The organism is Streptococcus oralis, assembly GCF_901543815.1.
Taxonomy (GTDB): Bacteria; Bacillota; Bacilli; order Lactobacillales; family Streptococcaceae; genus Streptococcus; species Streptococcus oralis_CM.
On record NZ_CABEIU010000002.1, the window covers coordinates 703,204 to 729,483 of the forward strand.

The 26,280-nt window shown below is 35.0% G+C and carries 32 protein-coding genes and 1 tRNA gene; 31 read left to right on the forward strand and 2 right to left on the reverse strand.

Going from position 1 to position 26,280, the window contains the following annotated elements; all coding sequences use genetic code 11:
- Nucleotides 1-72: 72 nt before the first annotated feature.
- The 9 genes from FQT28_RS03490 to FQT28_RS03530 all read left to right on the forward strand — a co-directional run bounded on the left by FQT28_RS03490 (nucleotide 73) and on the right by FQT28_RS03530 (nucleotide 3,371).
- Nucleotides 73-516 carry a flavodoxin gene (locus tag FQT28_RS03490; RefSeq protein ID WP_143989431.1) on the forward strand — a complete coding sequence of 148 codons (444 nt, stop codon included), beginning with the start codon at nucleotides 73-75 and terminating at the stop codon, nucleotides 514-516.
- A gap of 115 nt (nucleotides 517-631) precedes the next feature.
- Entirely contained in the window at nucleotides 632-898 is a 267-nt protein-coding gene (locus tag FQT28_RS03495; protein ID WP_143989432.1) for a chorismate mutase, read from the forward strand.
- Nucleotides 895-1,269, forward strand: coding sequence for a fluoride efflux transporter CrcB (crcB, locus tag FQT28_RS03500; RefSeq protein ID WP_143989433.1), 375 nt, complete (start codon nucleotides 895-897; stop codon nucleotides 1,267-1,269). The genes FQT28_RS03495 and crcB (FQT28_RS03500) overlap by 4 nt, the downstream gene beginning before the upstream one ends.
- Nucleotides 1,263-1,592: a fluoride efflux transporter CrcB gene (gene crcB / locus FQT28_RS03505; protein WP_143989434.1), complete on the forward strand. Its 330-nt coding sequence runs from the start codon at nucleotides 1,263-1,265 to the stop codon at nucleotides 1,590-1,592. The genes crcB (FQT28_RS03500) and crcB (FQT28_RS03505) overlap by 7 nt, the downstream gene beginning before the upstream one ends.
- A 118-nt stretch (nucleotides 1,593-1,710) precedes the next feature.
- Nucleotides 1,711-2,058, forward strand: a complete 348-nt coding sequence (gene rplS / locus FQT28_RS03510) for a 50S ribosomal protein L19 (RefSeq protein WP_001068669.1) — start codon at nucleotides 1,711-1,713, stop codon at nucleotides 2,056-2,058.
- Between the two features lie 42 nt (nucleotides 2,059-2,100).
- Nucleotides 2,101-2,172, forward strand: a tRNA-Arg gene (locus tag FQT28_RS03515).
- 263 nt (nucleotides 2,173-2,435) lie between these two features.
- Nucleotides 2,436-2,720 carry a type II toxin-antitoxin system RelB/DinJ family antitoxin gene (locus FQT28_RS03520; protein ID WP_143989435.1) on the forward strand — a complete coding sequence of 95 codons (285 nt, stop codon included), beginning with the start codon at nucleotides 2,436-2,438 and terminating at the stop codon, nucleotides 2,718-2,720.
- Nucleotides 2,721-2,740: 20 nt separating this feature from the next.
- Nucleotides 2,741-3,076 carry a type II toxin-antitoxin system PemK/MazF family toxin gene (locus FQT28_RS03525; protein ID WP_143989436.1) on the forward strand — a complete coding sequence of 112 codons (336 nt, stop codon included), beginning with the start codon at nucleotides 2,741-2,743 and terminating at the stop codon, nucleotides 3,074-3,076.
- A gap of 10 nt (nucleotides 3,077-3,086) precedes the next feature.
- Nucleotides 3,087-3,371, forward strand: a complete 285-nt coding sequence (locus FQT28_RS03530; RefSeq protein WP_143989437.1) for a hypothetical protein — start codon at nucleotides 3,087-3,089, stop codon at nucleotides 3,369-3,371.
- A 107-nt stretch (nucleotides 3,372-3,478) separates the two neighbouring features.
- Here the strand turns inward: FQT28_RS03530 and FQT28_RS03535 are convergent, their stop codons facing one another.
- Together FQT28_RS03535 and FQT28_RS03540 are read right to left on the reverse strand one after the other, a co-directional pair.
- Nucleotides 3,479-3,904: an ImmA/IrrE family metallo-endopeptidase gene (locus FQT28_RS03535; protein WP_143989438.1), complete on the reverse strand. Its 426-nt coding sequence runs from the start codon at nucleotides 3,902-3,904 to the stop codon at nucleotides 3,479-3,481.
- 1 nt (nucleotide 3,905) lies between these two features.
- On the reverse strand, nucleotides 3,906-4,238 hold the full coding sequence (locus FQT28_RS03540; protein ID WP_143989439.1) for a helix-turn-helix domain-containing protein: 333 nt from the start codon (nucleotides 4,236-4,238) through the stop codon (nucleotides 3,906-3,908).
- A gap of 1,416 nt (nucleotides 4,239-5,654) precedes the next feature.
- Here FQT28_RS03540 and FQT28_RS03545 point away from each other — a divergent pair.
- From FQT28_RS03545 to FQT28_RS03645, 22 genes are all read left to right on the forward strand, one after another.
- Nucleotides 5,655-6,068, forward strand: coding sequence for a helix-turn-helix transcriptional regulator (locus tag FQT28_RS03545; RefSeq protein WP_143989440.1), 414 nt, complete (start codon nucleotides 5,655-5,657; stop codon nucleotides 6,066-6,068).
- Between the two features lie 6 nt (nucleotides 6,069-6,074).
- Nucleotides 6,075-6,374 carry a hypothetical protein gene (locus FQT28_RS03550; RefSeq protein WP_125453058.1) on the forward strand — a complete coding sequence of 100 codons (300 nt, stop codon included), beginning with the start codon at nucleotides 6,075-6,077 and terminating at the stop codon, nucleotides 6,372-6,374.
- Nucleotides 6,375-6,445: 71 nt separating this feature from the next.
- Complete coding sequence (locus FQT28_RS03555) at nucleotides 6,446-8,458, forward strand: SEC10/PgrA surface exclusion domain-containing protein (protein WP_143989441.1); 2,013 nt, start codon at nucleotides 6,446-6,448, stop codon at nucleotides 8,456-8,458.
- Between the two features lie 162 nt (nucleotides 8,459-8,620).
- Complete coding sequence (locus tag FQT28_RS03560) at nucleotides 8,621-11,626, forward strand: SspB-related isopeptide-forming adhesin (RefSeq protein WP_143989442.1); 3,006 nt, start codon at nucleotides 8,621-8,623, stop codon at nucleotides 11,624-11,626.
- 93 nt (nucleotides 11,627-11,719) lie between these two features.
- The gene (locus FQT28_RS03565; protein ID WP_061417052.1) at nucleotides 11,720-12,022 is read left to right on the forward strand and encodes a hypothetical protein; all 303 of its coding nucleotides are present in this window, start codon (nucleotides 11,720-11,722) and stop codon (nucleotides 12,020-12,022) included.
- On the forward strand, nucleotides 12,022-12,480 hold the full coding sequence (locus FQT28_RS03570; RefSeq protein WP_143989443.1) for a hypothetical protein: 459 nt from the start codon (nucleotides 12,022-12,024) through the stop codon (nucleotides 12,478-12,480). The genes FQT28_RS03565 and FQT28_RS03570 overlap by 1 nt, the downstream gene beginning before the upstream one ends.
- 19 nt (nucleotides 12,481-12,499) lie before the next feature.
- On the forward strand, nucleotides 12,500-14,248 hold the full coding sequence (locus FQT28_RS03575) for an FtsK/SpoIIIE domain-containing protein (RefSeq protein ID WP_143989444.1): 1,749 nt from the start codon (nucleotides 12,500-12,502) through the stop codon (nucleotides 14,246-14,248).
- Between the two features lie 280 nt (nucleotides 14,249-14,528).
- Entirely contained in the window at nucleotides 14,529-15,758 is a 1,230-nt protein-coding gene (locus FQT28_RS03580) for a replication initiation factor domain-containing protein (protein ID WP_143990057.1), read from the forward strand.
- A complete protein-coding gene (locus FQT28_RS03585; protein WP_143989445.1) occupies nucleotides 15,755-16,075 on the forward strand; it encodes a hypothetical protein in 321 nt (106 codons plus the stop codon). The genes FQT28_RS03580 and FQT28_RS03585 overlap by 4 nt, the downstream gene beginning before the upstream one ends.
- Nucleotides 16,076-16,077: 2 nt before the next feature.
- Nucleotides 16,078-16,251, forward strand: coding sequence for a hypothetical protein (locus FQT28_RS09925; protein WP_185952350.1), 174 nt, complete (start codon nucleotides 16,078-16,080; stop codon nucleotides 16,249-16,251).
- Nucleotides 16,252-16,534: 283 nt separating this feature from the next.
- Complete coding sequence (locus FQT28_RS03590) at nucleotides 16,535-16,738, forward strand: helix-turn-helix domain-containing protein (RefSeq protein WP_143989446.1); 204 nt, start codon at nucleotides 16,535-16,537, stop codon at nucleotides 16,736-16,738.
- An 80-nt stretch (nucleotides 16,739-16,818) separates the two neighbouring features.
- Entirely contained in the window at nucleotides 16,819-17,091 is a 273-nt protein-coding gene (locus tag FQT28_RS03595; protein WP_143989447.1) for a hypothetical protein, read from the forward strand.
- Between the two features lie 59 nt (nucleotides 17,092-17,150).
- Complete coding sequence (locus FQT28_RS03600) at nucleotides 17,151-17,519, forward strand: hypothetical protein (RefSeq protein ID WP_143989448.1); 369 nt, start codon at nucleotides 17,151-17,153, stop codon at nucleotides 17,517-17,519.
- A 19-nt stretch (nucleotides 17,520-17,538) separates the two neighbouring features.
- Entirely contained in the window at nucleotides 17,539-17,754 is a 216-nt protein-coding gene (locus tag FQT28_RS03605) for a hypothetical protein (RefSeq protein WP_143989449.1), read from the forward strand.
- A 30-nt stretch (nucleotides 17,755-17,784) separates the two neighbouring features.
- Nucleotides 17,785-18,258 carry a hypothetical protein gene (locus tag FQT28_RS03610; protein WP_143989450.1) on the forward strand — a complete coding sequence of 158 codons (474 nt, stop codon included), beginning with the start codon at nucleotides 17,785-17,787 and terminating at the stop codon, nucleotides 18,256-18,258.
- Between the two features lie 23 nt (nucleotides 18,259-18,281).
- Nucleotides 18,282-19,217 (forward strand): conjugal transfer protein, encoded by a 936-nt coding sequence (locus tag FQT28_RS03615; RefSeq protein WP_143989451.1) that lies wholly within the window; start codon nucleotides 18,282-18,284, stop codon nucleotides 19,215-19,217.
- A 5-nt stretch (nucleotides 19,218-19,222) separates the two neighbouring features.
- Entirely contained in the window at nucleotides 19,223-19,441 is a 219-nt protein-coding gene (locus FQT28_RS03620; protein ID WP_038806221.1) for a TcpD family membrane protein, read from the forward strand.
- Nucleotides 19,442-19,450: 9 nt separating this feature from the next.
- Nucleotides 19,451-19,843 carry a TcpE family conjugal transfer membrane protein gene (locus FQT28_RS03625; protein ID WP_038806220.1) on the forward strand — a complete coding sequence of 131 codons (393 nt, stop codon included), beginning with the start codon at nucleotides 19,451-19,453 and terminating at the stop codon, nucleotides 19,841-19,843.
- On the forward strand, nucleotides 19,827-22,328 hold the full coding sequence (locus FQT28_RS03630) for an ATP-binding protein (RefSeq protein WP_143989452.1): 2,502 nt from the start codon (nucleotides 19,827-19,829) through the stop codon (nucleotides 22,326-22,328). Before FQT28_RS03625 ends, FQT28_RS03630 begins: the two co-directional genes overlap by 17 nt.
- Nucleotides 22,329-22,338: 10 nt before the next feature.
- Nucleotides 22,339-24,345: a hypothetical protein gene (locus tag FQT28_RS03635; RefSeq protein WP_143989453.1), complete on the forward strand. Its 2,007-nt coding sequence runs from the start codon at nucleotides 22,339-22,341 to the stop codon at nucleotides 24,343-24,345.
- On the forward strand, nucleotides 24,345-25,448 hold the full coding sequence (locus tag FQT28_RS03640; RefSeq protein ID WP_143989454.1) for a phage tail tip lysozyme: 1,104 nt from the start codon (nucleotides 24,345-24,347) through the stop codon (nucleotides 25,446-25,448). Before FQT28_RS03635 ends, FQT28_RS03640 begins: the two co-directional genes overlap by 1 nt.
- 17 nt (nucleotides 25,449-25,465) lie before the next feature.
- Nucleotides 25,466-26,275, forward strand: coding sequence for an LPXTG cell wall anchor domain-containing protein (locus tag FQT28_RS03645; protein ID WP_143989455.1), 810 nt, complete (start codon nucleotides 25,466-25,468; stop codon nucleotides 26,273-26,275).
- Nucleotides 26,276-26,280 lie beyond the last annotated feature (5 nt).

Sequence of the window (26,280 nt, forward strand, 5' to 3'; positions counted from 1 at the left end):
AGCATAAGAATTTTTATTTTTAAAATGAAAAAGATATGATATAATGGAGAAAGATAGATTGAGGAGGACGATATGGCATTAGCAAAAATTGTATTTGCCAGTATGACCGGTAATACCGAAGAAATTGCAGATATTGTAGCAGACAAATTGCGTGACTTGGGATTGGATGTCGATGTTGATGAATGTACGACTGTTGACGCTTCAGACTTCTTGGAAGCGGATATCGCAATCGTTGCAACATATACTTACGGTGATGGAGAATTGCCAGATGAGATGATGGACTTCTACGAAGACCTAGCAGATCTCAACTTGAATGGCAAAATCTACGGAGTGGTCGGTTCAGGTGATACCTTCTACGACGAATTTTGTAAGGCTGTCGATGACTTTGAACGCGTTTTTGTAGCGACAGGAGCAGAAAAAGGTTCAGAGTGTGTTAAAGTTGATCTTTCTGCTGAAGCAGAAGACATCGAACGCTTGGAACAATTCGCAGAAGAATTGGCTGCAAAAGTAGGATAAGAATCAAACTGCGCTGACTGGAAGGAGTCGGTGCAGTTTTTAGTAGTTAAACAAGATTTTACTAGCCTATTTAGAGGCTTTTTGATACAATAATTCAAATAAAGGAGGAGACACTATGGATTTAGCTAGTATTCGGCAAGAAATTGATCAAATCGATGACCAAATTGTTAAGCTCTTGGAAGAACGAATGCACTTGGTTGAGGATGTAGTTGCCTATAAGAAGGCCTCAGGAAAACCTATTTTAGATAGTAAGAGAGAAGAAGTTATTTTTGAAAAAGTCAAAAATCGAGTGGAAGATAAGCGCTATCAGGAGACCATTGTTGCGACTTTTTCAGACATTCTCAAACGTTCGCGTGATTATCAGGATCAAAACATCAAATGAAAAAAGAACAATTTTATCCGCTCGGAATTTTTCTGGCTGCAATGGTGGGAGGCCTTGTCCGCTACTTTGTATCTAGTCAGTTGCCAGTCAGTCCAGACTTTCCTTGGGGGACCCTTCTTGTCAACTATCTGGGCATTTTCTGCCTGGTCTATCTGGTGAAAGGCTATCTGGGTTATAAGGGAACTAGTAAAGGTTTGGTTTTGGCTCTGGGTACAGGCTTTTGTGGTGGTTTAACAACCTTTTCTAGTCTAATGCTTGATGCTGTGAAACTGCTTGATACAGGGCGTTATCTTAGTTTGGGCATCTACCTACTTTTGAGTATTGGTGGAGGCCTGCTCTTGGCTTATGTTCTAGGGAGGAAGAAATGGTAATCGTCTATCTTGCAATCGCCTGTGGCTTCGGAGCCCTAGTTCGGTATTTCTTTTCTCGCTATAATCAAGCTTCTAAATTGCCCCTAGGAACTCTCATAGCCAATCTTCTCGGTTGTTTTTTGATTGGCTTGCTCTACAACCATGTGGAGTCTAAGGAAGTCTATGCTATCCTAGCGACAGGTTTCTGTGGCGGGTTGACGACCTTTTCAACTCTGAATGACGAGTTGCAAAGACTGTTAAGTGACAAGAAGGTATTTTATAGCTATTTACTCATAACTTACATAGGCGGGTTTCTAGCGATTTTTTTAGGAATTCTGCTATAAATTTCTTTACTTTTATCTAGAAATTTGGTAAACTTTATCTTGTGTGTAATGGACGCACAAAAATACAGTTTATCCGCTGAGGAAGGTTCCTCAAGATTGACAAAGATAGGAGAATAAAATGAATCCATTAATCCAAAGCTTGACTGAAGGTCAACTTCGTACAGATATCCCATCATTCCGTCCTGGTGACACTGTTCGTGTACACGCGAAAGTTGTCGAAGGTAACCGTGAACGTATCCAGATTTTTGAAGGTGTTGTTATTGCACGTAAAGGTGCTGGCATCTCAGAAAACTACACAGTTCGTAAAATCTCTAACGGTGTAGGTGTTGAGCGTATCTTCCCAATCCACACTCCACGTGTTGAAAAGATCGAAGTTGTTCGTTACGGTAAAGTACGTCGTGCGAAATTGTACTACTTGCGTGCGCTTCAAGGTAAAGCAGCTCGTATCAAAGAAATCCGTCGTTAATTCGACTAAAAGACTCTGCTCACCCAGCAGGGTTTTTCTCTAGCTCCCTTAGTTCAATGGATATAACAACTCCCTCCTAAGGAGTAGTTGCAGGTTCGATTCCTGCAGGGGGCATTTTGGGAAGTGTAAAGAAAAACAAAGAATATTCAAAGTGTTAGTTTAAAGGCAATCATCACAAGTTAGCTTTTTAAAATAGGTTAGTATTTTTGGAATCTTTGACCAAAGTGTGACCAAAATTTGACCAAGAAGTCAATGAATATAGAATAAAGTGGATCAGGAAACTGGTCTATTTTATTTTGTATTCATAGATATAAAAAGTTGAATCGTCTATCTAAAAGTGATACAATAGATATACAAGATAAAAAAGGAGAATTGCTATGTCACAAATTGCTGTAAGAGTAGATGATAAATTAAAAAAAGATGCGACTGAAGTTTTTAGTGAATTGGGTTTAGATATGACAACTGCTGTAAAGTTGTTTTTGAGACAAAGTGTTTTGACTAAAAGTATTCCTTTTAAGATTGGTCTGTATGAAAGAGAGTATACAAAAGAAGAAGTGGAACAGGCAAAAAAAGATATTCAAAGATTAGTGAAAGAAAAGTCAAAATTGGTTAAACTTGATTTTAGTAAACAAGAAGATATTGATAAATTCTTCGATGAATAATGATTATATTAGGAGAAAGAATGGAAAAAATAGAAGAATATTCAATATTGATTGCAAGAATTAAGTATGCTGATGGAACAGGTTCAAAGTCACGTCCTGCGTTGGTAATTGAGTTTAATGATGAAGTTATTGAAACTTATCGCTTGACTACGAAATATGAAAATAAATCAGACAGAATTAAGTCAAAGTATTTTGAAATTATTGATTGGTTTAGAGCAGGTTTAGAAAAACCTTCTTGGATTGATACTGTTCAAGCATATGAACTAGATAGGAAGAAAATCAAAATTCAAATTATAGGGAATTTGACTGATAGAGATATAGTTCGTTTGAAAGATTTTTTATCAAATGTTGATTAGGAGATAGAATATGGAAATCAAAGAAATAAGTTATCAGGATAGAGTTCCCAAAAACATGATTTCAAAGTTTAATTATTTCGTAAAAGATTTTTTGAAGGAGTATTCGGATCAGCTAGATGAAATGGAAGCTGGGTCAGATATGACTATCAAAAAAGAATATGAAGGGGATTTGGAAGTTTATTTTGTGAAGTTTAGATTTTATAGAAAAGGTGGAGGATTTTTTACAGGTTATTTAAACAATGAAATAGAAGTAACTTGTAATGATGAGTTTTGGGGAAATGTTATTTTAGAATAAAAAGCGAAGGAAAATCAAATGTTCCTGGATATTTAATTCGCTTTTTGGGTCGAAAAGTTCAACCAGGTACTCAAAAATTGTTCGGAAATAGAAAAAATAACACTATCTTAGATAATGTTATTTTTTTTGTTTTCTTTGAAAAATTTGGTAGCTATTTCTTGCACGTAAACCTCATAAGTGTTTGGTATACCTGCGTTTTTGATATAGTCATGGTAGTTGAATTGTTCATCTATCGGATACTCGCTGTTGATTAAGCTCATAAAATCAAGGATTCTCCCCTTTTCAGCTCTGGTTTCGATGCGTTGGGAGAAGGTATCGATATGAGCAAGGTAGTTGTGAGAGTCATCATTCAGTAAGTGGTGTTTCTCGTGTAGTAGGATATTGATTTTTTCTATATCTGTAGTGTCGGAGCGTAGAAAGATGAAGTGTTCATTATTTACAAAGAGATAACGACCTTTTGTTTCTAAATAGTCTAACAAGACAATCTTGCAGTTTAGGGCTTCAATTTCTTCTATGACTTTTCTTAGTTCCATACTATTTTTTATTTGCAAAGTATTCTTTTAGGAAGTCTTTGATAATTTCACGGTCGTTATCTGTGATGGGTGTACCATCATAAGCAACTGAGTTATCAATAGCTGTATCGATGTCAACCTCTAAGTCAAGTTCAGGAAAATCTGTTTTACCTAAAAGATAGTCAGTGGATACATTGAAGAAGTTAGCAATTTTCTGTATTGTATTTCCTGATGGTTTTCTAGTACCTTTTTCCCAATTTTGATAAGAAGGTTGACTTGTTCCTAAAAACTCAGCCATTTGTTTTTGAGTGAAATTATGTTGTATTCTAAGTGATTTTAGTCTTTCGGGGAACATAGTTTTTTCCTTTCTAAAAAAAATAAAATTTTTTTTAAAAAAGTGTTGACAATATATCACAAACGATATATAATAGATATATCGAAAGTGATATAACACTTTTGGAGATAAATAAAAGGAATTTACTTTTATTTAATAATAACATTTTATAGGAATTTAAAAATCCTGAACACAACTTAAAAAACAAATTTTAATTTTCAGTATTGAATGTTGTTTCAAGAAAGTAGAACTTGTAAATTTAAGTAGTAAGATTTTTGATTCAATATAAAAGTTAAGTGAACTTTGAAAATTTAATAAAAAACGTGTCAGACAACAACGAATCATTGACTAACACGATTAAATGTAGCAATTTAATTATACGTGAATTTTAGGAAAATGTCAAGTTGAGTCTGATTGTAGATATGTTTCATGAAATGTATCTACAAAACTTTATAGATTCTAAACTCTTTGCTGACTTTTCTTAGTAGGACTAAGGGAAAAACAGATAACGTACAATCGTATAGACTGTGCAAAAAGTTGTCGTTTTTGGGTAGTATTCAAAAGATTTAATGTAAAGACGGACTAACAACTTCATAATGTTGTAAATGATGGATATTGTTTTAGTAATGATTTCAACCATAATGTTCTCTTTTCTAATTTTTTTGAAAACAAAAATCCAGCAAAGTGTGTTTCCATCTTACTAAGCTGTTTACGATATTTTGTTTTTTTGTTGAATTGGTATCATTATACCATAAGTAAATGTGGTTGGCAAGGAGTTTAGAGTTTGTAAGGTTCACGTTGGGTGTTTCGTCCTTTCGCCTTAGTAGATAAGAAAAGGGAACTGACGGCTGAGAACAGTCAATGATACTTCTTAGAAGGTAGCTAGAGTGAGATAGTGAGGTCTATGTGTTGTATGGTCGGTGTGTGAGAGTAAAAACTTGCTAATGCCTTTGGGTAAGAAAGAGGGGATATTGAGTTATCCTTAAATTTGTGACCTTGGCGAAGGTAGTAGGCTGAGAAGCTGAAAGTATGCGAAGATAAGAGCATACATTTTTATATTGCTATATTCTATTGAAAAAAACGTAAAAAGGCTTTGAAATAAGCCTTTTTATTTTTGCAAAAATTAACAATAACTAGATTTTTATAAAACAGGTTTTGTCCTGATAAAGATTGAAAGTATTGTTAGTTTTCACAAGGGAATCCATTACGTTCCTTTATGTAAACTAGCAATATGAGTAGAGAATAGAAAAGAGGAAAGATGGATATTTTGATTTACTTAGTAAGAGTTGGAATGCTATTGTCTATGCTTATTTTGTTGCTATTTTTGATCTACTGGATATTTATTTATCCAGTAATTTTGTTTGTATTTGTATTGTTTGTGGTTTTCTTTTCGATTATCACATGTATGTAAGTAGGAAGTAGAAAGGAAAAGGATTTATGTTGAATGTGTCAATGGGACTTCGTTTGTATCGAGAAATGTATAATAAGTCGAAAGAGGACTTAGCGAAGTATTTAGAGATTCAACCGAAAGCGTATGCTCGATATGAAAGTGGAGAACGTGAACCTAGTCTTGAGAAACTATATAAATTGGCTTATCTTTATAACTGTAAAGTTGATGATTTCTTTAATGTTGAAGAAAGTTTTAGTGTTGATCGAGACGAGGTTTTGTCAACTAAAGATTTAGATAATTTAGGGTGTCATCATCAGTTTTCTCATGGTTTGATTGTTATGATGACTGAGGGTAAGCCTTATGATGAAATGATTCGTTTTATAGAAAATGATAGGACGAAGTATGCACGAAAATCTGAAGTAAAACAATTTCTACTTGAGTTAATTGAAAAGATTGGTTAGGGAGAGGTGAGTAAAATCAAAGATGTTCTTTTGAAAGGAGAAAGAGATGTAAAGACGTATTCTGAAGAATGGATACTGGGAGAATACAATAGAATTTATAGACGATTTTGTTGGAATTTGAAAATCTATGCTCATGTAAAAAATGGTGCTGATGTTTATGTCTCTTCAAAAAAATGTTGTGAAGATTTGTATAATCGTTTGTATGCGGTTGGTCAAGTTACTCGTAGCTATTGTAGTAAGATTGAAATGAAAATTGAAAAAACGTATCATCGTTTCCTAGAAGATGGGGTGATTATTGAAGATTAACTTTATGATGGAATAGATGACTTTATGATATAATAAATGAAGTTAAGATTTTTTTATTAAAAGGAGAAAATATGAAATTTAGGACTTCGACTTTAGCTTTAGTAACGACTGCAACTTTATTGGCTTTTAATGTGAATCAAATAGTACATGCTGATAGTGCTAGACAAGAGAAAATTGCTCAGTTGGATAGACAAAAGGCTGAGATAATAAAAGCCAATGGTATTGATAGTTTTACTTCTAACGGAGGGTGGTATGCTATCACACAAATTCAAGATAAGATTGCTAGTTTGGAACAAACTGTTTCCTTTTTGAAAAATCCTTATTCTAACAAGAATACAATTAAGGTGAGTAGAGAATATGCTACTGCGTTAAAAACGTTTTTTAATAGTAATGTCAAACAGAATGAAAAAGGGGAGTATGTTCCTGTAGTTAGTGATGAAGAGGAAGAACAAGCCAAAAAAGTTTTGATTTCTGAAAGTCAAAAATTAAAGCAGAGCCAGTTAGATAATTTTATTTCAGATCCAGCAGATGAATTGGATAAATATGAATTAAATAATCTTCCTAAAGAGATTTTGGTTGAATTAAATTATTATGCTTTGGATTTGATGAATCAAATTCGTAGACAGATGGGGCTTCCAGAAGTAACGCTTGCACAATCTTCTATTGATTTTGCTGATAAGGTTGCGTATAAAAATTTAGAAGCGAATCGTAGCATGTGGGATTGGCATTATGTAAAAGGAATTAATGAAGTTGCTAGAGAGTATGGTTTGCGGACTTCGAGTAAGAACGATGAAGAAGAGAAATATGGTGGTCAGTATTATGAGAACGCATTTAAAACCTCTTCCATTGATAAAGAAGTGACTGTAGGTCAACTGAAGAAAGAGATTTATGAGGCATTTGTTATTTTTCTGTATAATGGCGATGAATTTCTTCATGCACAATCTATTGCTGGGGTAAATTATGGAAGTTCTAGGGATGAGTATTTTGGAGTTTCCATGCGTTCTTTAAAAGATGGTGGTTGGTTTAGTTTTATATCAATCGATAAAAACGATATAGTGAGATCAACGAAAAAGAACTTTAATACGCAACGTCCAGTAGATACAACATTGACTAATCGTTCTTCACTATTGGCTAAGAAGGAAAAAGAACTTAGAGATAAGAAGAATGAGCTTTCTAAATTGCAGACAGCTTTTAAAGAATATGAAAAGTTGACTAAGGAAGTAAATGATTTAAAATCGTTGGAGGAAAAAGAAAAGAAAGAAGCAGAAGATAGACGTTCTTCTTCTCAGAATCAAAACAAGTCACAATCTAAACCAGTTAAAAATGGTTGGAAAAAAGAAAATGATTCTTGGTATTATTATAAGGATAATCAACGTCTTAAAAATACATGGCAGGGAGACTATTGGCTAGGTGCTGATGGTAAGATGGTCAAGAGTGCATGGGTTGATAATGGACGTTATTATGTAGATGATAATGGTAAGTATGTCGTAGGTAAGAAACCTTCTACTCAAAGTCAAACGAAGCCATCACAATCTAAACCAGTTAAAAATGGTTGGAAGAAAGAAAGTGGTTCTTGGTATTACTATGATAATGACCAACGTGTAAAAAACACATGGAAAGGGAGTTATTACTTAAAATCTGATGGTCGGATGGCAGAATCTGAATGGATTTATGATAATTCTTATAAGGCATGGTATTACTTAAAATCAAATGGAATTTATGTTCGTGATAGTTGGCAAGGAAGCTATTATCTGAAGTCTAATGGTAAGATGGCAGATAAAGAGTGGATTTATGATAATTATTATCAGTCATGGTTTTATTTAAAAGAAGGTGGTGCTTATGTTAATCATCAATGGTTGAAGATTGATGGTGTATGGTATTATTTCAAGAGTGGTGGTTATATGGTAAGCAACGCTTGGCAGGGTAGCTATTATCTCAAATCTAGTGGAGCTATGGCTGTGAATGAGTGGATTTATGATAGTTATTGGGGCGGTTGGTATTATTTGAAATCCGATGGCTCTTATGCTCGTAATGAGATTGTTCAAGGCAAATATCGTGTTGACTATTCAGGAAAATGGATTTGATATAGATAAAAAGTCAGTTTAAAAGCTGGCTTTTTTATTTTGGAAAGGAAATTGAAATGGTTGAAATGATTTTTAAGAGATCTCGTTCTCCTTCATGAGAAGAGAACTGAGTTCAAAAATAATGAGAAAAAATGTTATTTAAAAAAAAGGAGAAAAGAAAGTATGTTTAAAACACAAGAAACAAAAGCGTTTGGTTCAATTCGTAAATTTAAGAAGTATGGTGCTTGTGGAGTAATTTTGGGTATGGCTGCTCTTGCTATGGCTTTTTCATCAGGTAGTGTTTCTGCTGACGAGTTGAGTGCAAATCAAAATGTGCCAAAAACTGTTCAGGAAGCACCTAAACAAGAAGCACCTAAGCAGGACGAAACTGACAAGAAGAATACTACCGTCGATGTTGTAGTAGATCATTCAATTGTTGATAAGGCTGTTTCTGAAGCTAAGAAAGCAGGCTTAGAAGTAAAACAGGATTCTCCTGTGAATGTAGGTGTTGCTCAGGGGCAAGACGAACTTGCGAAGAAACAAGCTAGTGTAGAAAAGGATTATTCTAATCAAGCAAATACGGTTTCTTCTGAAATTGCTGGCTACAAGAAAGATGTAGCAGATAATGAGACTGAGAAGAAGCGTGTTCAGAATGAGAACGAAAAGATTCGTCAGGCTCATGAGAAGGCTAAAAAAGACCTTCAAGAAAGGAATGACCAGATTGATAAGCGTAACAATGACGCTCAGAAGAAATATAGTCTAGAATATGAAAAATATCTTGGAAAAGTAAAGGAATTCAAACAAGCAAAATCTGATTTGGAAAAATTGGGACTTGCTGGTTCTGCAACTGGTGTGAAAATGTACGGTGATTACAATGAAGCTGGTCGTGGAAGTATGAAATATTATAAAAATTTCAGAGCTGTTTTTGATGGAGTGCCAAATCTTCAATTTGCTAATGATTATTTAGGCTATAGGCCTGATACTAAAATTACAGCTAGTCGTGATGACCTTCTTGAAGATTACTCTTGGAAAGACACTGAAGGAAAATTCATTAACAAACCAAGGGTCGGAGACTCATTTACTCTTCATAATATCGGTGAGACCGATACAGGTAAAAAAATCTCAGCCAAATTTACCTTTAAGTCTGTTGTCCAAGAGTGGGAAAAAATGGGGGTAAAATCTGTTTACTCTCGTTTGTTAATTTCTCACAACAAGAAATCAACAACTAATGCAATTGATTTCAATGTGTTTAATATGCAGGCTGTTGATACTGATATTGAGTATTTTGAAGAAGGTACAGGTAAGAAAATTAAGTTGGCGATGGTTTCTGCATTTAGTGATATTGACTATGGTCAAGAATTGCGGTGGGAGTATGAAGATGGTACTACAGGAATTGTCAAAAATCCAAATGGTTCAGATGTTATTGAATCCAACCGTGATGGTAAGACTGTTTACAAAGGTGAACATCGTTGGGATGTTCCAATGGGATATGATGATCCTTCTGGTTTGAATCGTTGGAAGGCAAGTGATCATTATTATAAGAATGTAAGTGATGAAGCTGATGTTCCTGTTGGTTCGATTTTGTCTGCTGGATATGGTGAGCGTATGCACTTGTTTTATTCAACTGGAAACAAGTCTCTTGCGACACGCTCTCAAGCTGAATGGGATGCGGTTCGTAAGGCTTCTGATGAACGTCGAAAAGCTGAAGGAAAAGATCCAATGAGTGATGAAGAGTTATTCATGAGTGATTATGCTTTTCAGTTGTGGGGTCGTAATGCCTCTATCTCAAAACCACTTGTTTCTCCGACACCACCAGTCGAGCCTACTCTTGAAAAGCATGAAAAGGATACAATTCCTGATCCTGAATATCTTCCTGAGCCGGGTAAAGTAAAAACTCGTACTGTGCATGTGCGCTATGCTAATTTGCGCTACAAACCATCTGTAAATCCTACAAAATCTGTTGAGGATACACATGGAAATGACATTGATGGGGCTAAGACATTTGACAAGAATGTGAAGTTTAAGTTGAAAACTGACTACGCTCCTTATTCAAAATTTACTGCATCACCTAAGTCAATCGCAAAACTTTTTGCGCTTGTAGACGAGGTGCAAAATGGTGCCTATACTATTGATGATGCTAAAATCAAAGCAACCGACGATGAAGGAAAAGATGTTAAGCAACTATTTGACATGTATCATGTTCTTTCTGACAAGGGAAGAACAGATGTTGTCAATAAAATCTTGAAAGAAGCAGGCTTGTCACCTAAAGGTGAGTTTTACATGTGGGTTCCAAAAGACAACGCTGCTTACTACAAGAACTATGTTTCTAAGGGTAAAAATGTGACTTTTGATTTGTTTGCTAAATTGTTGGTAAAAGAAGGTCAAAAGGTTCAAAATGATTTCCATCAGATCGATTTTGGAATCGATCATAAGTCTAATTTGGTAACTGTTGAAGTTCCTGACATCAAGCCTGAAAAACATGCTTTGGATCAAAAAGATGATTCTAAGATTCGTGATGGTCAAGAAATTCAAATTGGTGAGTATATTCGTTATCTTTTGAGTGGTGTGACCGTTTCTGCGAAACATGATACTCTTCATCAGTATGATGGTATTGATATGCTTGATTTGAAGCATGACCGTTATACTGGTAACTGGAAAGGAGTTATCAAGGGTACTGAGTATACGGCTGAAAAAGACCTCACATTGCCGTATGATGTCATCTTGAAGGATGGCAAAGTAATCAAAGCTGGTGACAAGATTGCTAAAGGCTCTGAGTATGCGTTCCAATTTGAGTTTGACCAAAGTGCAAACTCTGACTTTATCAAGAAGATTGTTAAAGTCACTTGGAGCGAAAAAGACGGTAAGTGGGCTTACACTATTGACAAAGAGTTCTTGAATTCTCTTGGAGTACGTGGTACGTTTGACGCTGATTTCTATGTTGAAGTTCAGCGTATCTCAAATGGAGAAGTTGAGAATACGTTTGTTAATATTGTCAACAGTCAGGCAATGGAGGCGAAGGTGACGACTCATACACCTGAGCCACCAGCTCCAGAAGAGCCACGTAAACCACAACCGCAACCAGCTCTTCCGAACACTGGAACAGCTTCTAGTATGTTTGGATTTGTTGGTGTTGGTATCTTGTCTATGCTAGGACTAGTTGGTTTGAAGCGTAAGAAAGAAGCAGAATAAAATGGTTTAGTGCGTTGTAAAAGGTGGTAGAGTAACAGGAACTATCACCTTTTATTTTTGAAAAAATGTAAATAGAAAAGGAAAATTAAAAAAATGAAAATTGAAAAATTTAAGTTTAATCCTGAAGCAATCGGGAAAGCAAATTATGTTCGTTCTGAAAAAGCCCCAGCGATTATTGAGGGCAAGCCATTTGATGGGACACGTCATATTGTAATGAATGCAAAACATGGTATGTTTTCTATTATTACTCCAAAGGATATGACCGTTTACAAACCGAATGAAGAAGTTGAAGCGATTGATCCTATCTTTATGGAAGATTATGTTGAAGGAGTAAATTTCTCTGCTTCGACGAATGTATTGGCTAAAGGACTTAAACGTGTAGGAGGTAATAAATAATGGCTAAAAATGGACTTGAACTTGGGAATCGTGTAGAAATTTTTTCGAAAAAATATCGTATCTTGAACGATTTGTTGCTGAATCCAAAAGAAGTGTTGGGAGCATGTAAATTTGTTAAAAATGAAGGTGCTCAATTTGTGAATGTTGATCTTGAAACTGGTGAAGGTGATTATGATGGAGTTGAAGTTCTTGTCTATTCAGAAGGACAAGAAGATACTGTATTCTTGAAGGTAACTGAACAGTCAGCAGAAGAAATTGATGCTTTGAATCTTGGCTATCAGGAAGCTATTGATTTTGATACTTTACTTATTGCTTATCATGGTATGCGCAAGGCTGACCGTAATCAAGTTGAGCCTAATAAACATCGTTTTGTTTTTGTAGTTGATAAACTCAAAAGAGTAGGTGGTCAATCTAAACAAAATCAGAAGCAAGAACAGCATCAGGAACACAAGGGATAATTTTTAAAGGAGAGAGGATATGAGTTTACTTCCTACGTATCGTGGAATTAAGATTAAGCCTTATATGGTAAGTCTAAGGTACTATATCTTTTCTTTTTTCTTTTTGTTGTTTACTCCTATACTAGTTTTTTTTGTTTATTCAAATTTTGAGAAAATCAAGAATATAGATATTTTCTCTATTGTCTTCTCAGTAGTTTTGCTGATACTGATAATTTTTGTAAGTGTCTATTTGACTTGGTTATCACAAGAAAGAGTATTCTTTTTTCAAAAGATAGAAAGACTTGCTAAATTAGCTTTCTTTCTTAAAGAGAATGGATATACATACACTAAAAAAGTTAAAACTGAATCAGGAACAGTCGATAAGGTTACATTTCCAACGGTTTATTTAAAACAGAATCGCTATGATTTGGAAGTTGCTTTTAAAATGGCTGGAAACAAGTTTCAGGATAAGTTTAAGAAGATTGGTAGTGATTTAGAAACTACTTTCTTCATGGACTTTATGGAAGTTCAGGATGATGTTAAGTTTAAGACCTATAAGATGGCTTATTCTGCTTTCTTGAATCGAATCAAGGTGACTGATGTGGAGTATTCTGATAAGGGTATTCAACTGATGAAAAATCTGTATTGGAATCCTATTGATGATCCTCATTTACTTGTTTGTGGTGGTACTGGTGGTGGTAAAACGGTATTACTAAGAACATTGATTCGTGCTATGGCTAAAGTAGGAGTGACGGATATTTGTGATCCGAAGCAAGCAGATTTTGTTACTATGGCAGAACAGAAAGCCTTTGAAGGTCGTATTTCTTATCAGGTTAATGATATTGTTGAAATGATTGAAAGAGCTGTTGGTATCATGTTTGCTCGCTATGCTTATATGCGACAAAAACGTGAAGAAAATGGCGATAAGGATTTGAAGAAATTCTATGAGTATGGTCTTGAACCTTATTTCTTGGTTTGCGATGAATACAATGCTTTGTGTGCTATGCTTGATTTTCAAACTAGACAGCGCTTGGATAATGCTATGGGTCAATTCTTACTACTTGGAAGGCAAGCTGGCTGCTTTGCGGTTACTGCTATGCAGAAGCCTTCAAGAGAAGATTTAGGCTCAAAATTACAAGCGAATATCAATTTCCGAATTTCTGTTGGTCGATTGGACGAGGTTGGATATGATTTAGCCTTCGGAGAAGTCAATAGGAATAAGGAATTTAAGTACGTTAAGTACCTGGGCGGTAAGCGTGTTTATGGTCGTGGGTATGCTAGCGTATATGGAGAAGTCGCAAGAGAATTTTATTCTCCATTGTTAGAAAAGGGATTCTCTTTTACTGATGAATATGAGAAGATTGAGCGACGACAAAATCCTTTCAATCCTTTAGAAAATCCTGATGCTCAATTATCAGAAGAAGAAAAAGAAAATCTTCAAGCTGAAATGGAAGCGCAAGAGGAAATGCAAAAAGGGGAAGTCAAGAAGGCTAGTCCTGAATTGGTTCAGGAATTGATGGCTGGTAAACGACAGAAGGGAGAAAACAATCTTGGTGATCTTGTGAAGGCGAGTGATTTCTCAAGGACTATTGGTGTTAGTTTTTCATCTGTTCAAAATTTATTGAATAAATTGGAAGAAAAAGATGTCATAACTGTTAGTCGAGAAGATGGTTTTTTGTATTTAGATAAAAGACAGATGGCCTTGGTCAAAGATTTGTTTGAGTTGAAGAAAACTAGTACTCAGAAATGGATTGAAATACTAGAAGACTATCCTTTTGAAGAATATTGATTGAGGAGAACTATTCTCCTCTTTTTTGTTTAGATAAGAGTTGGTTGAATAGAGCTTACTAGTAGCTAGTAGCAGAAGCGAGGAAGCGAAGCGACGAGCGCCTGCGGTCACTAGCGGTCACTAGTAGGCTCTATTCAACTAATTAACCCACCTATTCTAATAGGTGGGTAACAAGAGTTACAAAATGCACTTCGCACTTACAGCCACGTGGCTTCAAGGTGTGTCTTTTTTGCAATTTCTTGTATCCCTTTTAGTAAAAATAAGGAGTTTTATAGGAGAGATGGACGGAAGAGAGTTAAAAGAGTTTAGAAAAGAACAAAAAATGACAAGAAAAGAACTATCGATAAAGACTGGTATTCCTGTTTCTACGCTAAAGGCTTACGAGAATGGTTATAGAACTTTGAAGAAAACAGATTTTTTAGAAATAAAAAATCAATTTAGTTTGAAAAGATGTGATGCTAGTCTTACAAGATATATGGTGGATTATTTCAGGTTTACACTTCATAATGAAATTGATGTCTATTTTGTTGCGAAAGAATTTTTTGGATTTGATATAATGCCTAAACCTGAAACGACCTCATTTATGAAATATGAACTGTTGTATCGGTATGGGGATATTTGGTTTTTGGGGTTTAATTCTTCGTACAGTGAGAATGGAGAAGATAAAAACAGAATTACGGTTCAATTAAGCGGTCAAGGCTGCAGACAGTTAGAAGTCTATCTTGAAAATGAAAATATAACTTGGATTGATTTTATAGAAAAAATTCAGAAGCGTTATGGAAATGATTTTAGCGTTACTAGGATAGATATTGCAGTTGATGAAATGGTTCAGGAGGATTCAAAGGATAACTTTGATTTATCATCTCTAGTAACTAGATATTATAATCAAGAAATTGTTTCACCATATCTAAGAAACTTTTCATTTGTTGGTGGAGGTGGATTTGATTTTGAGAATCCCTTAGAAATAGAAAATAGACAAGGGTTATCAATTTATCTTGGTAGTCGGCAGTCTGAAATGTATTTTAACTTTTATGAAAAAAGATATGAGATAGCAAAGAAAGAAGGGATAAGCGTATCAGATAGCGTAAGGTTGTTTGGGATATGGAATCGGTATGAGGTTCGATTTTCGCAAGGCAAGGCAAGGTCGTTTGTTACAGAAGTTTTAGAAGGTGCTGAGATTGCTGAGTTGACAAGGTCGATATTTCAAGGTGCGATTCAGATTTATGATGGTACTGATGAACATGGTTTTAGAATGTATGATAGCAAGTGGCAAAGTCTTTTTGGGAATGACGAAGCAATCAGACTTTCAGTTAGTCCTGAGCCTTATTCTGTAGAAAGAACGATAAGATGGCTTGTTGAAAGGGTTTCTAATTCGTTAGTGTATGTTTCTGAGATTGATCGATTGTTCATGCAAGAGAACATGAAAAAAATAATGAGTTCAGGAGAGATTACGCCAAGACAACGAAAAGAACTAGAATTTCTTCAAAGTCAGTTAGGGAGTCTTACATGATTGAATATAAAGATATTGAAAAGATTGTCTATTTGATTCCTGAAAGAAATTTTTATGATGGAGTAATTGATAGTAAGGTTGCTAGAGAGTATCAAGCCTATATTGAATTTCAATCACAAAAGTACAATCAGACAAAGAGAAAATGTGATTGGGATGAACTGAAACGCTTGAATGCAGAATATGAAAGGTATCTAGCGAATGAGGTTGATGTAAAAAGAAAATTATTGTGGTTTGGGTTGCTGAGAAGGAGTAAAGCAGATATGGAAGAAGAATGTTTAAACTTGATTGAACGATTTCATTTAGAGAGGTGGTTTTAAAAATGTCAGTAAAATCAAAAGGTGGGGTTTGTGATGTATGTGGCTGCACTTTTGAGAAACCTTGCATCGATGAAATTTTTGGCTGTTGTCGTTGGATGAATTTTGATAGAACTATTTGTAGTTATTGTTTTTTTAAATTAGATGAAGAAGAAAAAAGGCGCTACGATGACTATTGATGACTTGCGATGAATTTTAAAGAAATGTAAGGGTTAAAACATGATAAGAATAGTAAAGACGATTGTTAAAGAGGTTTAATTTTTGAATAAAAAGAAAAAATCTATATCTAGTTTACTTACTAGAAAAGTACTGGAAGATATAAAATCAAAAAAAGATTGATTTTATTGTTGATTTAATTATTGCAGGATTTATATTTTATATTATTTGTAGCATTATTTTTGGTTTAAAAAATATCTTTTAGAAAGATGGATGTAAAAATAATAAACTTATAAAGAATTTAAAATGAAAATATTTGGTAAAAGATTAAGAAAGGCTAGAAAGAGTAAGAGGCTAACACAACAAGAAATTGCTGATTTAGTCCACGTCAATAGAGTAACTTATACAAATTGGGAGAAAGGAAAAAGAGAGCCTAGCTTTGAAAATCTTGTTAAGTTAGCTGATTTACTTGATGTTTCGTTAGATTGGTTATTTGGGAGAGATAAATGAAAGTGAAAAAACGTTCTCCTTCTTTTTAGTTAAGGACAAGTTGTAAAAAAAAATAGAAAATGAATGAAGAGGTAATTGAAATGGCATTACAAGGGAAAGATAAACAAGTTATCGAATTGGCGAATGAACTTGCTAAAAAATTGAAGGAAAAAGATTTTTCGCAATCTTGGACACTTGCAGGGGAGTTGAATGGGCTTCTTAAGAATGAAGAAGAATTGACTTTATCTTATCAAGTAATTCAGTGTATTAAAAACGATTTGGCGAGTTATTATGATATGAATAAGTCATACAATAAAGTTGCAAATCGTGCTTTTGCGATTGGAAGCAATTTGGAGCGTAGTGCTTCAATTTAGTTAAAGTGTTTAAGGAAGTCAAGTTTGGCTTCCTTTTTCTTTTTTGAAAGGAGAAAAAAATGAGTATTAAAGTTGTCTATGATAAGTTTTCTGATGTGTGTAAGCATTACAGTTTCGGAAAAAAGTTGCTTGATGAACCCGAGAAGATTATTAATCGTTTAGATGAACATTTTGACGGTGTGGAGTTTGGTCAATTTGATGGCTGCAATCCTGACAATGTGTATATCAATTCATTTACAGAAGTTGATACGCAGGAAGCATTGATTGATTTTGCTGGTATTTTGAATCATGGAGAATATGAGCAGTTAGTCAATGAAGATCGTTTGTCAGCTTATGTAGAAGAACACGAAGAAGAAATTGCTAGTCGTCTAGGAGATTCTTATGTTTTTCTAGGGCATGAGGGCGATAGTTGGTATTTCTTGCAATAAAGATTAGTTGGTATTGGATATGGCTTCAAGAGTGTTGATTAAGAATCCAAATAATGGAAGGCAGGCTTGGTTTAGCTTGCCTTTGTATTTTGGAAGATTATCTCAGATTGGTTTGGCTGGCTCTTATGATGAAACTATTGAAATTGTTGATTATGAGGGTTCAGCATTTATTGGTTACGGTCTATTTAGTGTTGCTGACTTGGAACAGTTGAATAAACAAGTGGAAAGTGGTTAAAGGAAGGAGTAAAGGTTACTTTGTATCAAGATGATAGCGAATATAAGAGTTTTGAGAGAAGGAAATTTTGAATTTCTCTGTGAACTGGATATCATGAAATTTACTCAAGAGCAGATTCTTGAAAGAATGAATGAAAGAGGGATTGATAAAGGTAACTTTCTTATTTGTGGTATTACAGATTGGGAAGTTGATAAAATCATGTCGCTTGAAGAGGTTTACTTGCTGAAGAAAGCTGTATTGGAATTGTATGATGGCGACGAGTTCATTGTGAAATTTCAATTACAGCGTTATGTGCCTGTAACTAAAATTGTGACTACATATTATAGATTTTGTTCTAAAGATGAAGCGCAAACTTTCTTTGAAGTAACAAAAGGATTAGACTATCAATCTGTTGTAAATTATATCTGTGAGACTGGAAGTTGGGTAATAGCTTTTCAGGGATTTGTGGATCAAGGAGAAATCTTAAATACTCCCCAAGGATTTTATAGAAAGGTTGTTCTTTAATTTTAAAAAAGGAAGGAAGAATATTGAGAAATTTTGAATTAAAGAAACCACGAAAAGTAAAACAAAAACAAGTCAAGATGAAGAAGGTAAGCCAAAAAAGATCGAATCAGATTTTTTTATTTGGCTTAGCCTTTTTTGTTTTTCTGTGTGGTTTGACAATATTTATTTCAATGAAGACTGCTGTTAAGGTAAATGAAAGACTATCGAATACAGCAGTTGTTGAAACGAAAAAAGAAACTGACCGCAAATTGGAACAGTTTTTAGACGGGTATGTAAGTCGATATTTCACTTACAATTCGCAAGCTGGTTCGTCTGATGATGATGTTTCAAAATTGAATAACTATTATGGTAGTGTTCCTGATGTAAAGAATCAAGGTCAGTTGAAACAAGAAATGTCAGTAGTTAGTGCAAGAATGCTGACAGCGAAAGACGGTATAGCTGTATATCGTGTTGTTTATGATACGAAGAAAGATGAAAAAAGCCAGCGTGTAGGGATTGAGTTCTCGATTCCATACGGTGAAAAAGATGGTAAATATTATGTGTCTGGTTTGCCTTGGTTCTCTCCTGTGAGCGATTTTAAAGCTGATGGAGTAGAAAAGAGTAGTATGGTGTCTTTGGTTGCTAAAGATGATGTGGAAGAGGGAAAACGCAAGAAATTGATTTCTTTCTTGGAACTATTCTTTAAGAACTATACGACAAGTCAAGCAAATTTGGACTTGATTTCAAAAGATATTAAGTCCATTGGTGGTGCAAGTTTCAAGAGTTTAGACTATTCCTACTTTAAAGAAAAAGATGGGAAGATTCTTGCCTATGTGCAAGTAACCTTTGAAGTTGCTGGTACAACTCATAGTGAGAACTTTAGCTTTGAATTACGAGAAGATAAAGATAGCTATTTCGTAGAAAAAATGGATCATACAATTCCATTAGATTATAACAAGAAAGATGATGAAGGAGAATAATATAGATGGCGTTATTTCAATTTTTAGTGCAAAAAATCGGATTACCAGTTTTGGCTTACTTTGCGATTACAAAAGGTTTGGAAGCGTGGAAGGATCAAAAACTTGGTAAGTTGGTAGTGATTGTGTTGATTGGTGGATTTCTTTACTTCTTTATGGAAGATCCACAAGCAGTTTTGAAGGCTACAGCTCCATTTTGGAAGTTGTTACCAAATATTTTTAATTAGGAAAATGATATGGAAAGAAAAGACAAGAAGTTGTATGTTTATACGACAGCGTTTAGGCAACCTATATGGGTTCATAAGCTGAATGAAGAATATAGTTTGCCTTTTGCGATTAAGATGTCAGCGATTGTCTATGGTCTAGTGATTCTTGTTTTAACTTGGTTTTTGCTAGGCTTTCTTCCTTCCTTGGATTGGGGTTGGCGATTTGTGGGTTCTGTTTTTGCTGGTTGGAAACTTGGGAATTTGATGGCAGATTATAAGATTGATGGTAAAAATCTTTTTCGTTTTATTTATGAGTATCTGAAATTTTGGAAGGAATATGATGGTCAACGAGAAAATTATTATATATGTAAAGGAAAAAAATATGAGAAAGTGAGAAGTATAAGAAGTGGAGTTATCAAATAATATTTGGTCGATTGCGGATGGTTTGATTTTGTTAAAAGATGGAACGGTCTTGTCTGTTTTTGAGATTGAGCCACAAGTAGTCAATACGATTGAAGAAAAAGATAAAGAGACTAGCAAAGATTTAGTTTATGATTGTTTGGCTAGTTTACACGAGTATAATGATGTCAGTATTCATAGTTTACATATTGATTTAGAGCTGGCTAAGAAGATTTCTTTATTGGCGCAAGATATTGAGCAAGGTCAAGGAACAAGCCCTTTAGGAAACTATGTGATTTCTACAATGAAGTCACGATTGGAAGAAGAAGTAAGCTATCTTTTTGAGTATAAGCATTATCTTGTAGTTCCTTTGAAATCTGTTAATGTGACTTCTGACTTTAAGCTAACGATTGAACAGACGATTGCAACCTATCGTAAAAATGTATTGAAGATGGCTGGTTTTGAAGAATTGCCAAAAATTGATTGGTGGAGAACATGGCAGAATCAGAAAGATATGGTTCAGACGAAACTTCATGCCTTGAATGTGAAGGAAGTTGTGAAAGCTGACTTGGAATTGTTGAATCGACTTCATTTTCTTGGTGGTCAATACTACGATAAAGAAAGTGAGTTGATTGCACTTGAAAACTCTATTGAGAATGTAGATGAAACGATTATTGAGGTAGTGGACGGAAATGCTTTGAAGTTGATAAATGGTCAAGAAACTAGCTATGTGGCGACGATACCTGTTGTTTCTTATCCTAAAAATGTGTCTTATCTTCATCTACAAGAAGAACTTCAGTGTCTTGAATTTCCTGTAGATAGTGTCTATAAGATTCGATTTTCTACTCAAAGAGGATTCTTCTCTTTGTTTTCTCGTGCAAGAAACAAACGCAAGAATCTCGGGAATACGGTAGAGGAAACAGCAGAAAATGATGATGTTCAAAAGATTGAAGTCTTGGAAAGCCATCAGTTGCTAGAAGATTTTCAAGAGAAACATGAAAATAAAGAATTGATGATTACCTATCTTCATACTTTGACGATTACAGGAGATAGTATTGAGGAATTGAATCTTAAGTTTGATATTCTCTTTGCAAAATTGAAAGAGTTGGAAGTGGAGGTAGTGAAGGCAGTTGCGGATCGTATATATCTTTTTTATAAGAGCCGTTTGACAGAATTGTTGGATAATGAAAGACCAAGCTTTTTACAGTATGGTAGTTTGCGTGGTTTGTGTGAAAATCTGATGTTTACAACTAAGAAAGTTGGTACAGAAATTGGTTTTCCGGTGGGTCGAGTTGATAATGAGATTGCTTCGTGGCGTGGAGAAGTTGAGAAGGCTTTGGATTCAAGCACTAATGTTGTTTTCTCAAATTTGTTGCAAGCTAATAAAATTGGAGTTAAGGGTAAGGAAACAAGCAATCCTCATATTGCTATTACTGGTGCGACAGGGAATGGGAAGTCTTTCTTGACGAAGTTATTATTTACGTATCATTCGTTATTAAAAATCAATGTTTTGTATGTTGACCCAAAAGCTGAAATGCGTAGACAGTATTTGACAGTTTTAGAAGAGCTAGAGCAGGAAGGTACAAATGAGGAATTACAAGAATATATTCGCTCCATTCGATTTGTGACGTTAGATATGAATAAGAAAGAAAATTGGGGAGTGCTTGATCCATTTTCATTCTTACAGTCTAAAAGTGAGTTAAGAGAGTTGGTGACGGTTTTGATTGCTTCGGTGCTTGGGGATACTTATAAAGATGTGAAACTATTCTTAATGCCTTGTATTGATAGAGTTCTGAAGCGAAGAGAATCTGGTGAATCTGTAGGAATGTTTCATGTATTTGAAGAGATGGAGAATCATGCTAAAGAGAAGGTTTCAGAAGCTGGTTATTATTTGAAATCTATTTCTGAGGATACATTGTTATCACTTTGTTTTTCTGATGGTAGTCAACAAGTTTTGAAAGCAGACAATAAGATAACGATTGTTGAGATTTCAGGATTGGATATGCCACAGGGAACGGATAAAGATGAAATGACTGAAACTCAGTTAAGAAGTTTGACGGTTATGTATGCTTTGACCTATTTTTGTGCGATTTTTGGTGAACGAGAGAGAGATAGGGAAACCATGCTATACCTTGATGAAGCATGGCAAATCATGTCAACTCCTGCTGGACGACAAGTAGTGAATCGTATTAAGCGTACTGGACGATCATTCAATAACTTCCTAGTGCTGGTTACTCAGTCTGTAAAAGACTTGAAAACAAGCGAAGATGGGACTGGTTTTGGTACGGTATTTGCTTTTCCAGAAAACTCTGAAACAGGAGCTATCTTGGAACACTTACGAGTGGAAGATGATGATTTGTCGCGTGCTTGGCTTGAAAATCAAACAATGGGGCAATGTATTTACTATGATACATTTGGTCGTAAGGAACGAATTACAGTCGATGGTACAATTTATCCAGAATTTAAACCACTCTTTAAGACTGTCGAAACAAAATTGGTTGCAGTTTAAAGGAGGGAATATGAGAAAAAATATTTTACTAGTGTTTATTTGTTCTTTCTTCCTTTTTCCTGCATTTGTCAAGGCGAATACAGCTTCAGATTTTCTTCCTAACAATAATTTCAATATTATTGAATTTGATAAAAACACGAATAAGCCAAAACTAAAAGAAAGTTCTGAATCTACCAAAGAACTCTTAGATAGTGCAAAAAAAGCTAAAGAAAAAGAAGCTGAGATAAAAAAACAGAATGAAAGTAAAAGTAAGCTAACTTATGAGAATTACAAGTCTAAAATGTCTGATCTAACAAGTAAGGCATACTTTGATAAAAAGTTCTTTGGATTTGATTCCAATATCAATTATTTCTTTAATTCGCTAGTTCAGGCTGTATTTTGGGTTGGGAAACTGGTTTTCTATGTGATTGCAGAATTGTATAGTGCTGTTGAATCAATGAGCGACGTTTCCTCATTATTGAATGAAGTAGTAAAGAATTCTAGTAAGGTATTTTCTTCCCTATTTGGTCAAGAAATAATCTATATGATTGGTGCGAGCATGGCAGCCTATTTGTTGTATGTATTTGCGACTGGAAAAGGAAGTTTCATTAAAACATTGGTAAAAATGTTATTGATCTATACTTTTATTGGAGTGTACTTCATTCAGTTTTCTGTTGATGGACAGAATAAGTATCTGTTAACTCATGTTTATGATGCTTTCAGAACAACCACAATAACTATGAATGGTGAAATCACTAAAACTTTAACTGGTGAAAGTAAAGATGGAGTAGAAACATACTTTTCAGAAACCTTGTTGAAGGGGTATAAGTATATGAATTCTCCTGTGAACGACAAAGGGGAGTTCATGCTTTCTGAGAAAGAGTTTGAAGATTTAGCTAGTTATAAGCAGGGTGACGGAGATCACTTAGTCGGTGAGAAGAAAATCAAAGATATTGCAAAAGATAAAGATCCTGAGAATAAGATGTTGAAGAATGAGTGGGGTTCAAAATTCATGTATGCCTTCGCTTCTGATGTCGATATTATAGTGATGGGAACGATTTATCTATTGCTTGGATTGTCACGATTCTTCTTCTTGATTGTATTTATCTTATTGATTGTATTGTTGCCATTTATTCTTATTTTGAGTTTGTTTCCTAAGATGGAACATTTATTAGTAGGGTTTAATAAGAAAGCTATTTCAATGCTTGCTTTGTCTTCTATTATGCTTTTAGCAACTACATTATTTTCTTTCTTTTATAATACGTTGACTAAGTTTGTTTCTACTGCTGTTGGTGGAGATTTACTGGTAACGGTATTTTTGAAAGCATTGTTATTGGTTTTGATGTGGAAGTACAGACATTCACTTCTAACAGCATTTTCAAGAGTTACGAATAGTCCTGTTGGGAAGGTTGGTAGAGAAATCAGCAATTCTCAAGCAGTCAAAAATCTGAAAGAAAGAATTAATCGTACTGGAAAGCTTAGTTTGAAATCAGGTAAAGATGGTTTGAAAGTTGGTGGTCAGTTTGCTAAAGGTGGCTTGAAGATGGGTAAAGATAAGTTGAGTGAAAATCTCAAAACTTTACGAAAAGAAAGTCCATTGGTAGATAGCTTAGCTGATAAAGCTGGCTCGGTTAAAAATCGCTTTACTTCGATGAAAGAACAGAAAAATGCTTCAGTCAATGCTTTTAAAGAAAAAGGGAATAAGGCTTTAGCTAAACTCTATGGAGTGAGAGCCAATGCCTTTAGAGAAAGTAGTGACGATAGAAAATTGTTGAATGAGAAGAAAAGAATAAAAATTGATAATGCTGAAAAATATGCTGGTCAGAAAAATGCTTCTCGTGAAGCAGTTCAGCGTTTGAAAGAAGAACGAGCTAAAAAACGAGAACAACGATTTAAAGAGGATCAGGAGCGAAATGTGAAACAACGAATGCAGACGAGCAATTCTAGGACTGTTAGTCGAGAAAAAGTTGATGTTGGGAATCCTAGAAATAAGAAAGAAAAGAGGTTGAAAGTAAAGAGAAGAAAGGTTGATATTTAATGGGTAAAAAAACAGCTAAACGATTAGGTTTATTGGTTGGAAGTCTTTTACCTATTCTTTTGATAGTTCTCTTGTTGATTGCAAGTGTTATTGGGGTTGTTTCTTCTGGTGGTTCATCAGGAAGCACAACTGGAAAAAGAACACGTTTAACAGCGCAAGAAGTGGCTCAGAAAGCCAATATCTCCGTTGAACGTGCGGAAGATGTGATTAAGATTCTAAACTGGCAACTCTCAAAAGAGAAGTTCACTCTAGAAGGTTCTACTGGTTCTCTTGCCGTTGGTGAAAGAGAAAGTGGCTTTGATCCCAAACTAACGAATCCATCAGGTGGAGTGGCTGGATACTTTCAATGGTCAGGCTGGGATGGAAATACTATCAATGGTGATAGATGGGCGAATGCAAGTTCACGTACTTTAGATAGTACGGTGGAACTAGAATTAATGTCCTATGAATTGAATCATGGCTATAAGAAAGTCAAGGACTATATGCAGAAGGCTACTGATCCTTTTGAAAGTGCTAAGTATTGGTCTGAACACTATGAGGGGGTTTCTTTATCAGATGGACAAACCAAGCTAGAGAAGCTGGAGAAGGATAGCAAGAAGTGGTATGAAGTCTTTAAGGGTACGATTGAATCGGATGGCTCGTCTGGTGGGAATGCGATAGCTGGTAGCTTAGATATTCCTGCTGGTGCTGTTGCGATGGAGATACCGAACGGCTACTCCATTGACAAGGAAATCACTAAGGAAGGCTATATCACTCAATCCTATCCTTATGGTGAATGTACGTGGTATGTCTTTAATCGAGCTAAAGAATTTGGAATACAGTTTGATCCATATATGGGAAATGGTCAAGATTGGGCGCATAAGTCAGGGTACGAGGTCACGAATACACCTACAAAACATTCAGCAGTTAGCTTTCAAGGAAGGCAGGCTGGAGGTCATCCTACTTACGGTCATGTAGCTTTCGTCGAAGATGTCAAAGATGATGGATCAATTCTGATTTCTGAATGTAACTTTGTCAAAAGTGGTCAAGGTACTGGAATCACAGATTATCGTGTATTTAGTGCTGAGGAAGCGAAGAATTTTTATTATGTGATTGGAAAATAAAGAAAAGAGGAAGAAATATGAATAAGAAATTAGTAACATTGTTGTCTGTAGCTGTATTGAGTGCAGTTACTAGTGGAGTATATGCTGATGAAGTTAATTTGGGTGGAAATGCTCCATCTTCGACAGATAATACAGGGTTAGTGGTTGCTGAAAAGCCAACAGAATCATCTGTTGAGAAACCAGCACTAAAAGGAAATGAAAATTTGGATTTGGGTGGAAGTGATGATAAAGCGCAAGACAAAGATAATACGGGGGTTGTTGTAGAACCTACCACTCCGTCAGAAAAGCCAAAGGAGGAGAAACCAAAAGAAGATAAACCTTCTGAAAATCTTGGGAAAGATTCTGAGAAAGAGCAGGAAAAGGATAATACAGGAGTTGTTGTAGAACCTAAAACACCATCAGACCAGCCGAAAGAAGAAAAACCGAAAGAAGATAAGAAGTCTACTGTAGAAGAAACTCCTGAAATCAAGGAGCAGAAACAAAAGGCAGAAGAAAATGTTGGGGTAAAAGAAAAAGATACTCCGCAGCCTTTGAATGTGACCAAAGAAGAAATTAAGGAGACTCCGATTGAAACCAATACAGGTCATAAAGTAGTTTCTACCAATCAAGGAAAGGTAGTCGTTGAAACAAGTGAAGGTGACTATCAAGAAAAAGAACCCTACGAAATTGGCGCTGTGAAACAGCAAGACGGTACAATCGCTTTGAAGGATAAAGAAGGACAGTTAAAAGTTCTTCCGAATACTGGAACAGCAAGTACAATCTTTGCGACTATTTGGGGCTTGATTGGATTCATTGCGACAGTTTTGGGTCGACGTAAATTGAATTAAGGGAG

Excerpts from the sequence above, each read along its gene's own strand:
- FQT28_RS03490 (WP_143989431.1), top strand. The coding sequence starts at position 73 with ATGGCATTAGCAAAAATTGTATTTGCCAGTATGACCGGTAATACCGAA.
- FQT28_RS03495 (WP_143989432.1), top strand. The coding sequence starts at position 632 with ATGGATTTAGCTAGTATTCGGCAAGAAATTGATCAAATCGATGACCAA.
- crcB (WP_143989433.1), top strand. The coding sequence starts at position 895 with ATGAAAAAAGAACAATTTTATCCGCTCGGAATTTTTCTGGCTGCAATG.
- crcB (WP_143989434.1), top strand. The coding sequence starts at position 1,263 with ATGGTAATCGTCTATCTTGCAATCGCCTGTGGCTTCGGAGCCCTAGTT.
- rplS (WP_001068669.1), top strand. The coding sequence starts at position 1,711 with ATGAATCCATTAATCCAAAGCTTGACTGAAGGTCAACTTCGTACAGAT.
- FQT28_RS03520 (WP_143989435.1), top strand. The coding sequence starts at position 2,436 with ATGTCACAAATTGCTGTAAGAGTAGATGATAAATTAAAAAAAGATGCG.
- FQT28_RS03525 (WP_143989436.1), top strand. The coding sequence starts at position 2,741 with ATGGAAAAAATAGAAGAATATTCAATATTGATTGCAAGAATTAAGTAT.
- FQT28_RS03530 (WP_143989437.1), top strand. The coding sequence starts at position 3,087 with ATGGAAATCAAAGAAATAAGTTATCAGGATAGAGTTCCCAAAAACATG.
- FQT28_RS03535 (WP_143989438.1), bottom strand. The coding sequence starts at position 3,904 with ATGGAACTAAGAAAAGTCATAGAAGAAATTGAAGCCCTAAACTGCAAG.
- FQT28_RS03540 (WP_143989439.1), bottom strand. The coding sequence starts at position 4,238 with ATGTTCCCCGAAAGACTAAAATCACTTAGAATACAACATAATTTCACT.
- FQT28_RS03545 (WP_143989440.1), top strand. The coding sequence starts at position 5,655 with ATGTTGAATGTGTCAATGGGACTTCGTTTGTATCGAGAAATGTATAAT.
- FQT28_RS03555 (WP_143989441.1), top strand. The coding sequence starts at position 6,446 with ATGAAATTTAGGACTTCGACTTTAGCTTTAGTAACGACTGCAACTTTA.
- FQT28_RS03560 (WP_143989442.1), top strand. The coding sequence starts at position 8,621 with ATGTTTAAAACACAAGAAACAAAAGCGTTTGGTTCAATTCGTAAATTT.
- FQT28_RS03565 (WP_061417052.1), top strand. The coding sequence starts at position 11,720 with ATGAAAATTGAAAAATTTAAGTTTAATCCTGAAGCAATCGGGAAAGCA.
- FQT28_RS03570 (WP_143989443.1), top strand. The coding sequence starts at position 12,022 with ATGGCTAAAAATGGACTTGAACTTGGGAATCGTGTAGAAATTTTTTCG.
- FQT28_RS03575 (WP_143989444.1), top strand. The coding sequence starts at position 12,500 with ATGAGTTTACTTCCTACGTATCGTGGAATTAAGATTAAGCCTTATATG.
- FQT28_RS03580 (WP_143990057.1), top strand. The coding sequence starts at position 14,529 with ATGGACGGAAGAGAGTTAAAAGAGTTTAGAAAAGAACAAAAAATGACA.
- FQT28_RS03585 (WP_143989445.1), top strand. The coding sequence starts at position 15,755 with ATGATTGAATATAAAGATATTGAAAAGATTGTCTATTTGATTCCTGAA.
- FQT28_RS09925 (WP_185952350.1), top strand. The coding sequence starts at position 16,078 with ATGTCAGTAAAATCAAAAGGTGGGGTTTGTGATGTATGTGGCTGCACT.
- FQT28_RS03590 (WP_143989446.1), top strand. The coding sequence starts at position 16,535 with ATGAAAATATTTGGTAAAAGATTAAGAAAGGCTAGAAAGAGTAAGAGG.
- FQT28_RS03595 (WP_143989447.1), top strand. The coding sequence starts at position 16,819 with ATGGCATTACAAGGGAAAGATAAACAAGTTATCGAATTGGCGAATGAA.
- FQT28_RS03600 (WP_143989448.1), top strand. The coding sequence starts at position 17,151 with ATGAGTATTAAAGTTGTCTATGATAAGTTTTCTGATGTGTGTAAGCAT.
- FQT28_RS03605 (WP_143989449.1), top strand. The coding sequence starts at position 17,539 with ATGGCTTCAAGAGTGTTGATTAAGAATCCAAATAATGGAAGGCAGGCT.
- FQT28_RS03610 (WP_143989450.1), top strand. The coding sequence starts at position 17,785 with ATGATAGCGAATATAAGAGTTTTGAGAGAAGGAAATTTTGAATTTCTC.
- FQT28_RS03620 (WP_038806221.1), top strand. The coding sequence starts at position 19,223 with ATGGCGTTATTTCAATTTTTAGTGCAAAAAATCGGATTACCAGTTTTG.
- FQT28_RS03625 (WP_038806220.1), top strand. The coding sequence starts at position 19,451 with ATGGAAAGAAAAGACAAGAAGTTGTATGTTTATACGACAGCGTTTAGG.
- FQT28_RS03635 (WP_143989453.1), top strand. The coding sequence starts at position 22,339 with ATGAGAAAAAATATTTTACTAGTGTTTATTTGTTCTTTCTTCCTTTTT.
- FQT28_RS03640 (WP_143989454.1), top strand. The coding sequence starts at position 24,345 with ATGGGTAAAAAAACAGCTAAACGATTAGGTTTATTGGTTGGAAGTCTT.
- FQT28_RS03645 (WP_143989455.1), top strand. The coding sequence starts at position 25,466 with ATGAATAAGAAATTAGTAACATTGTTGTCTGTAGCTGTATTGAGTGCA.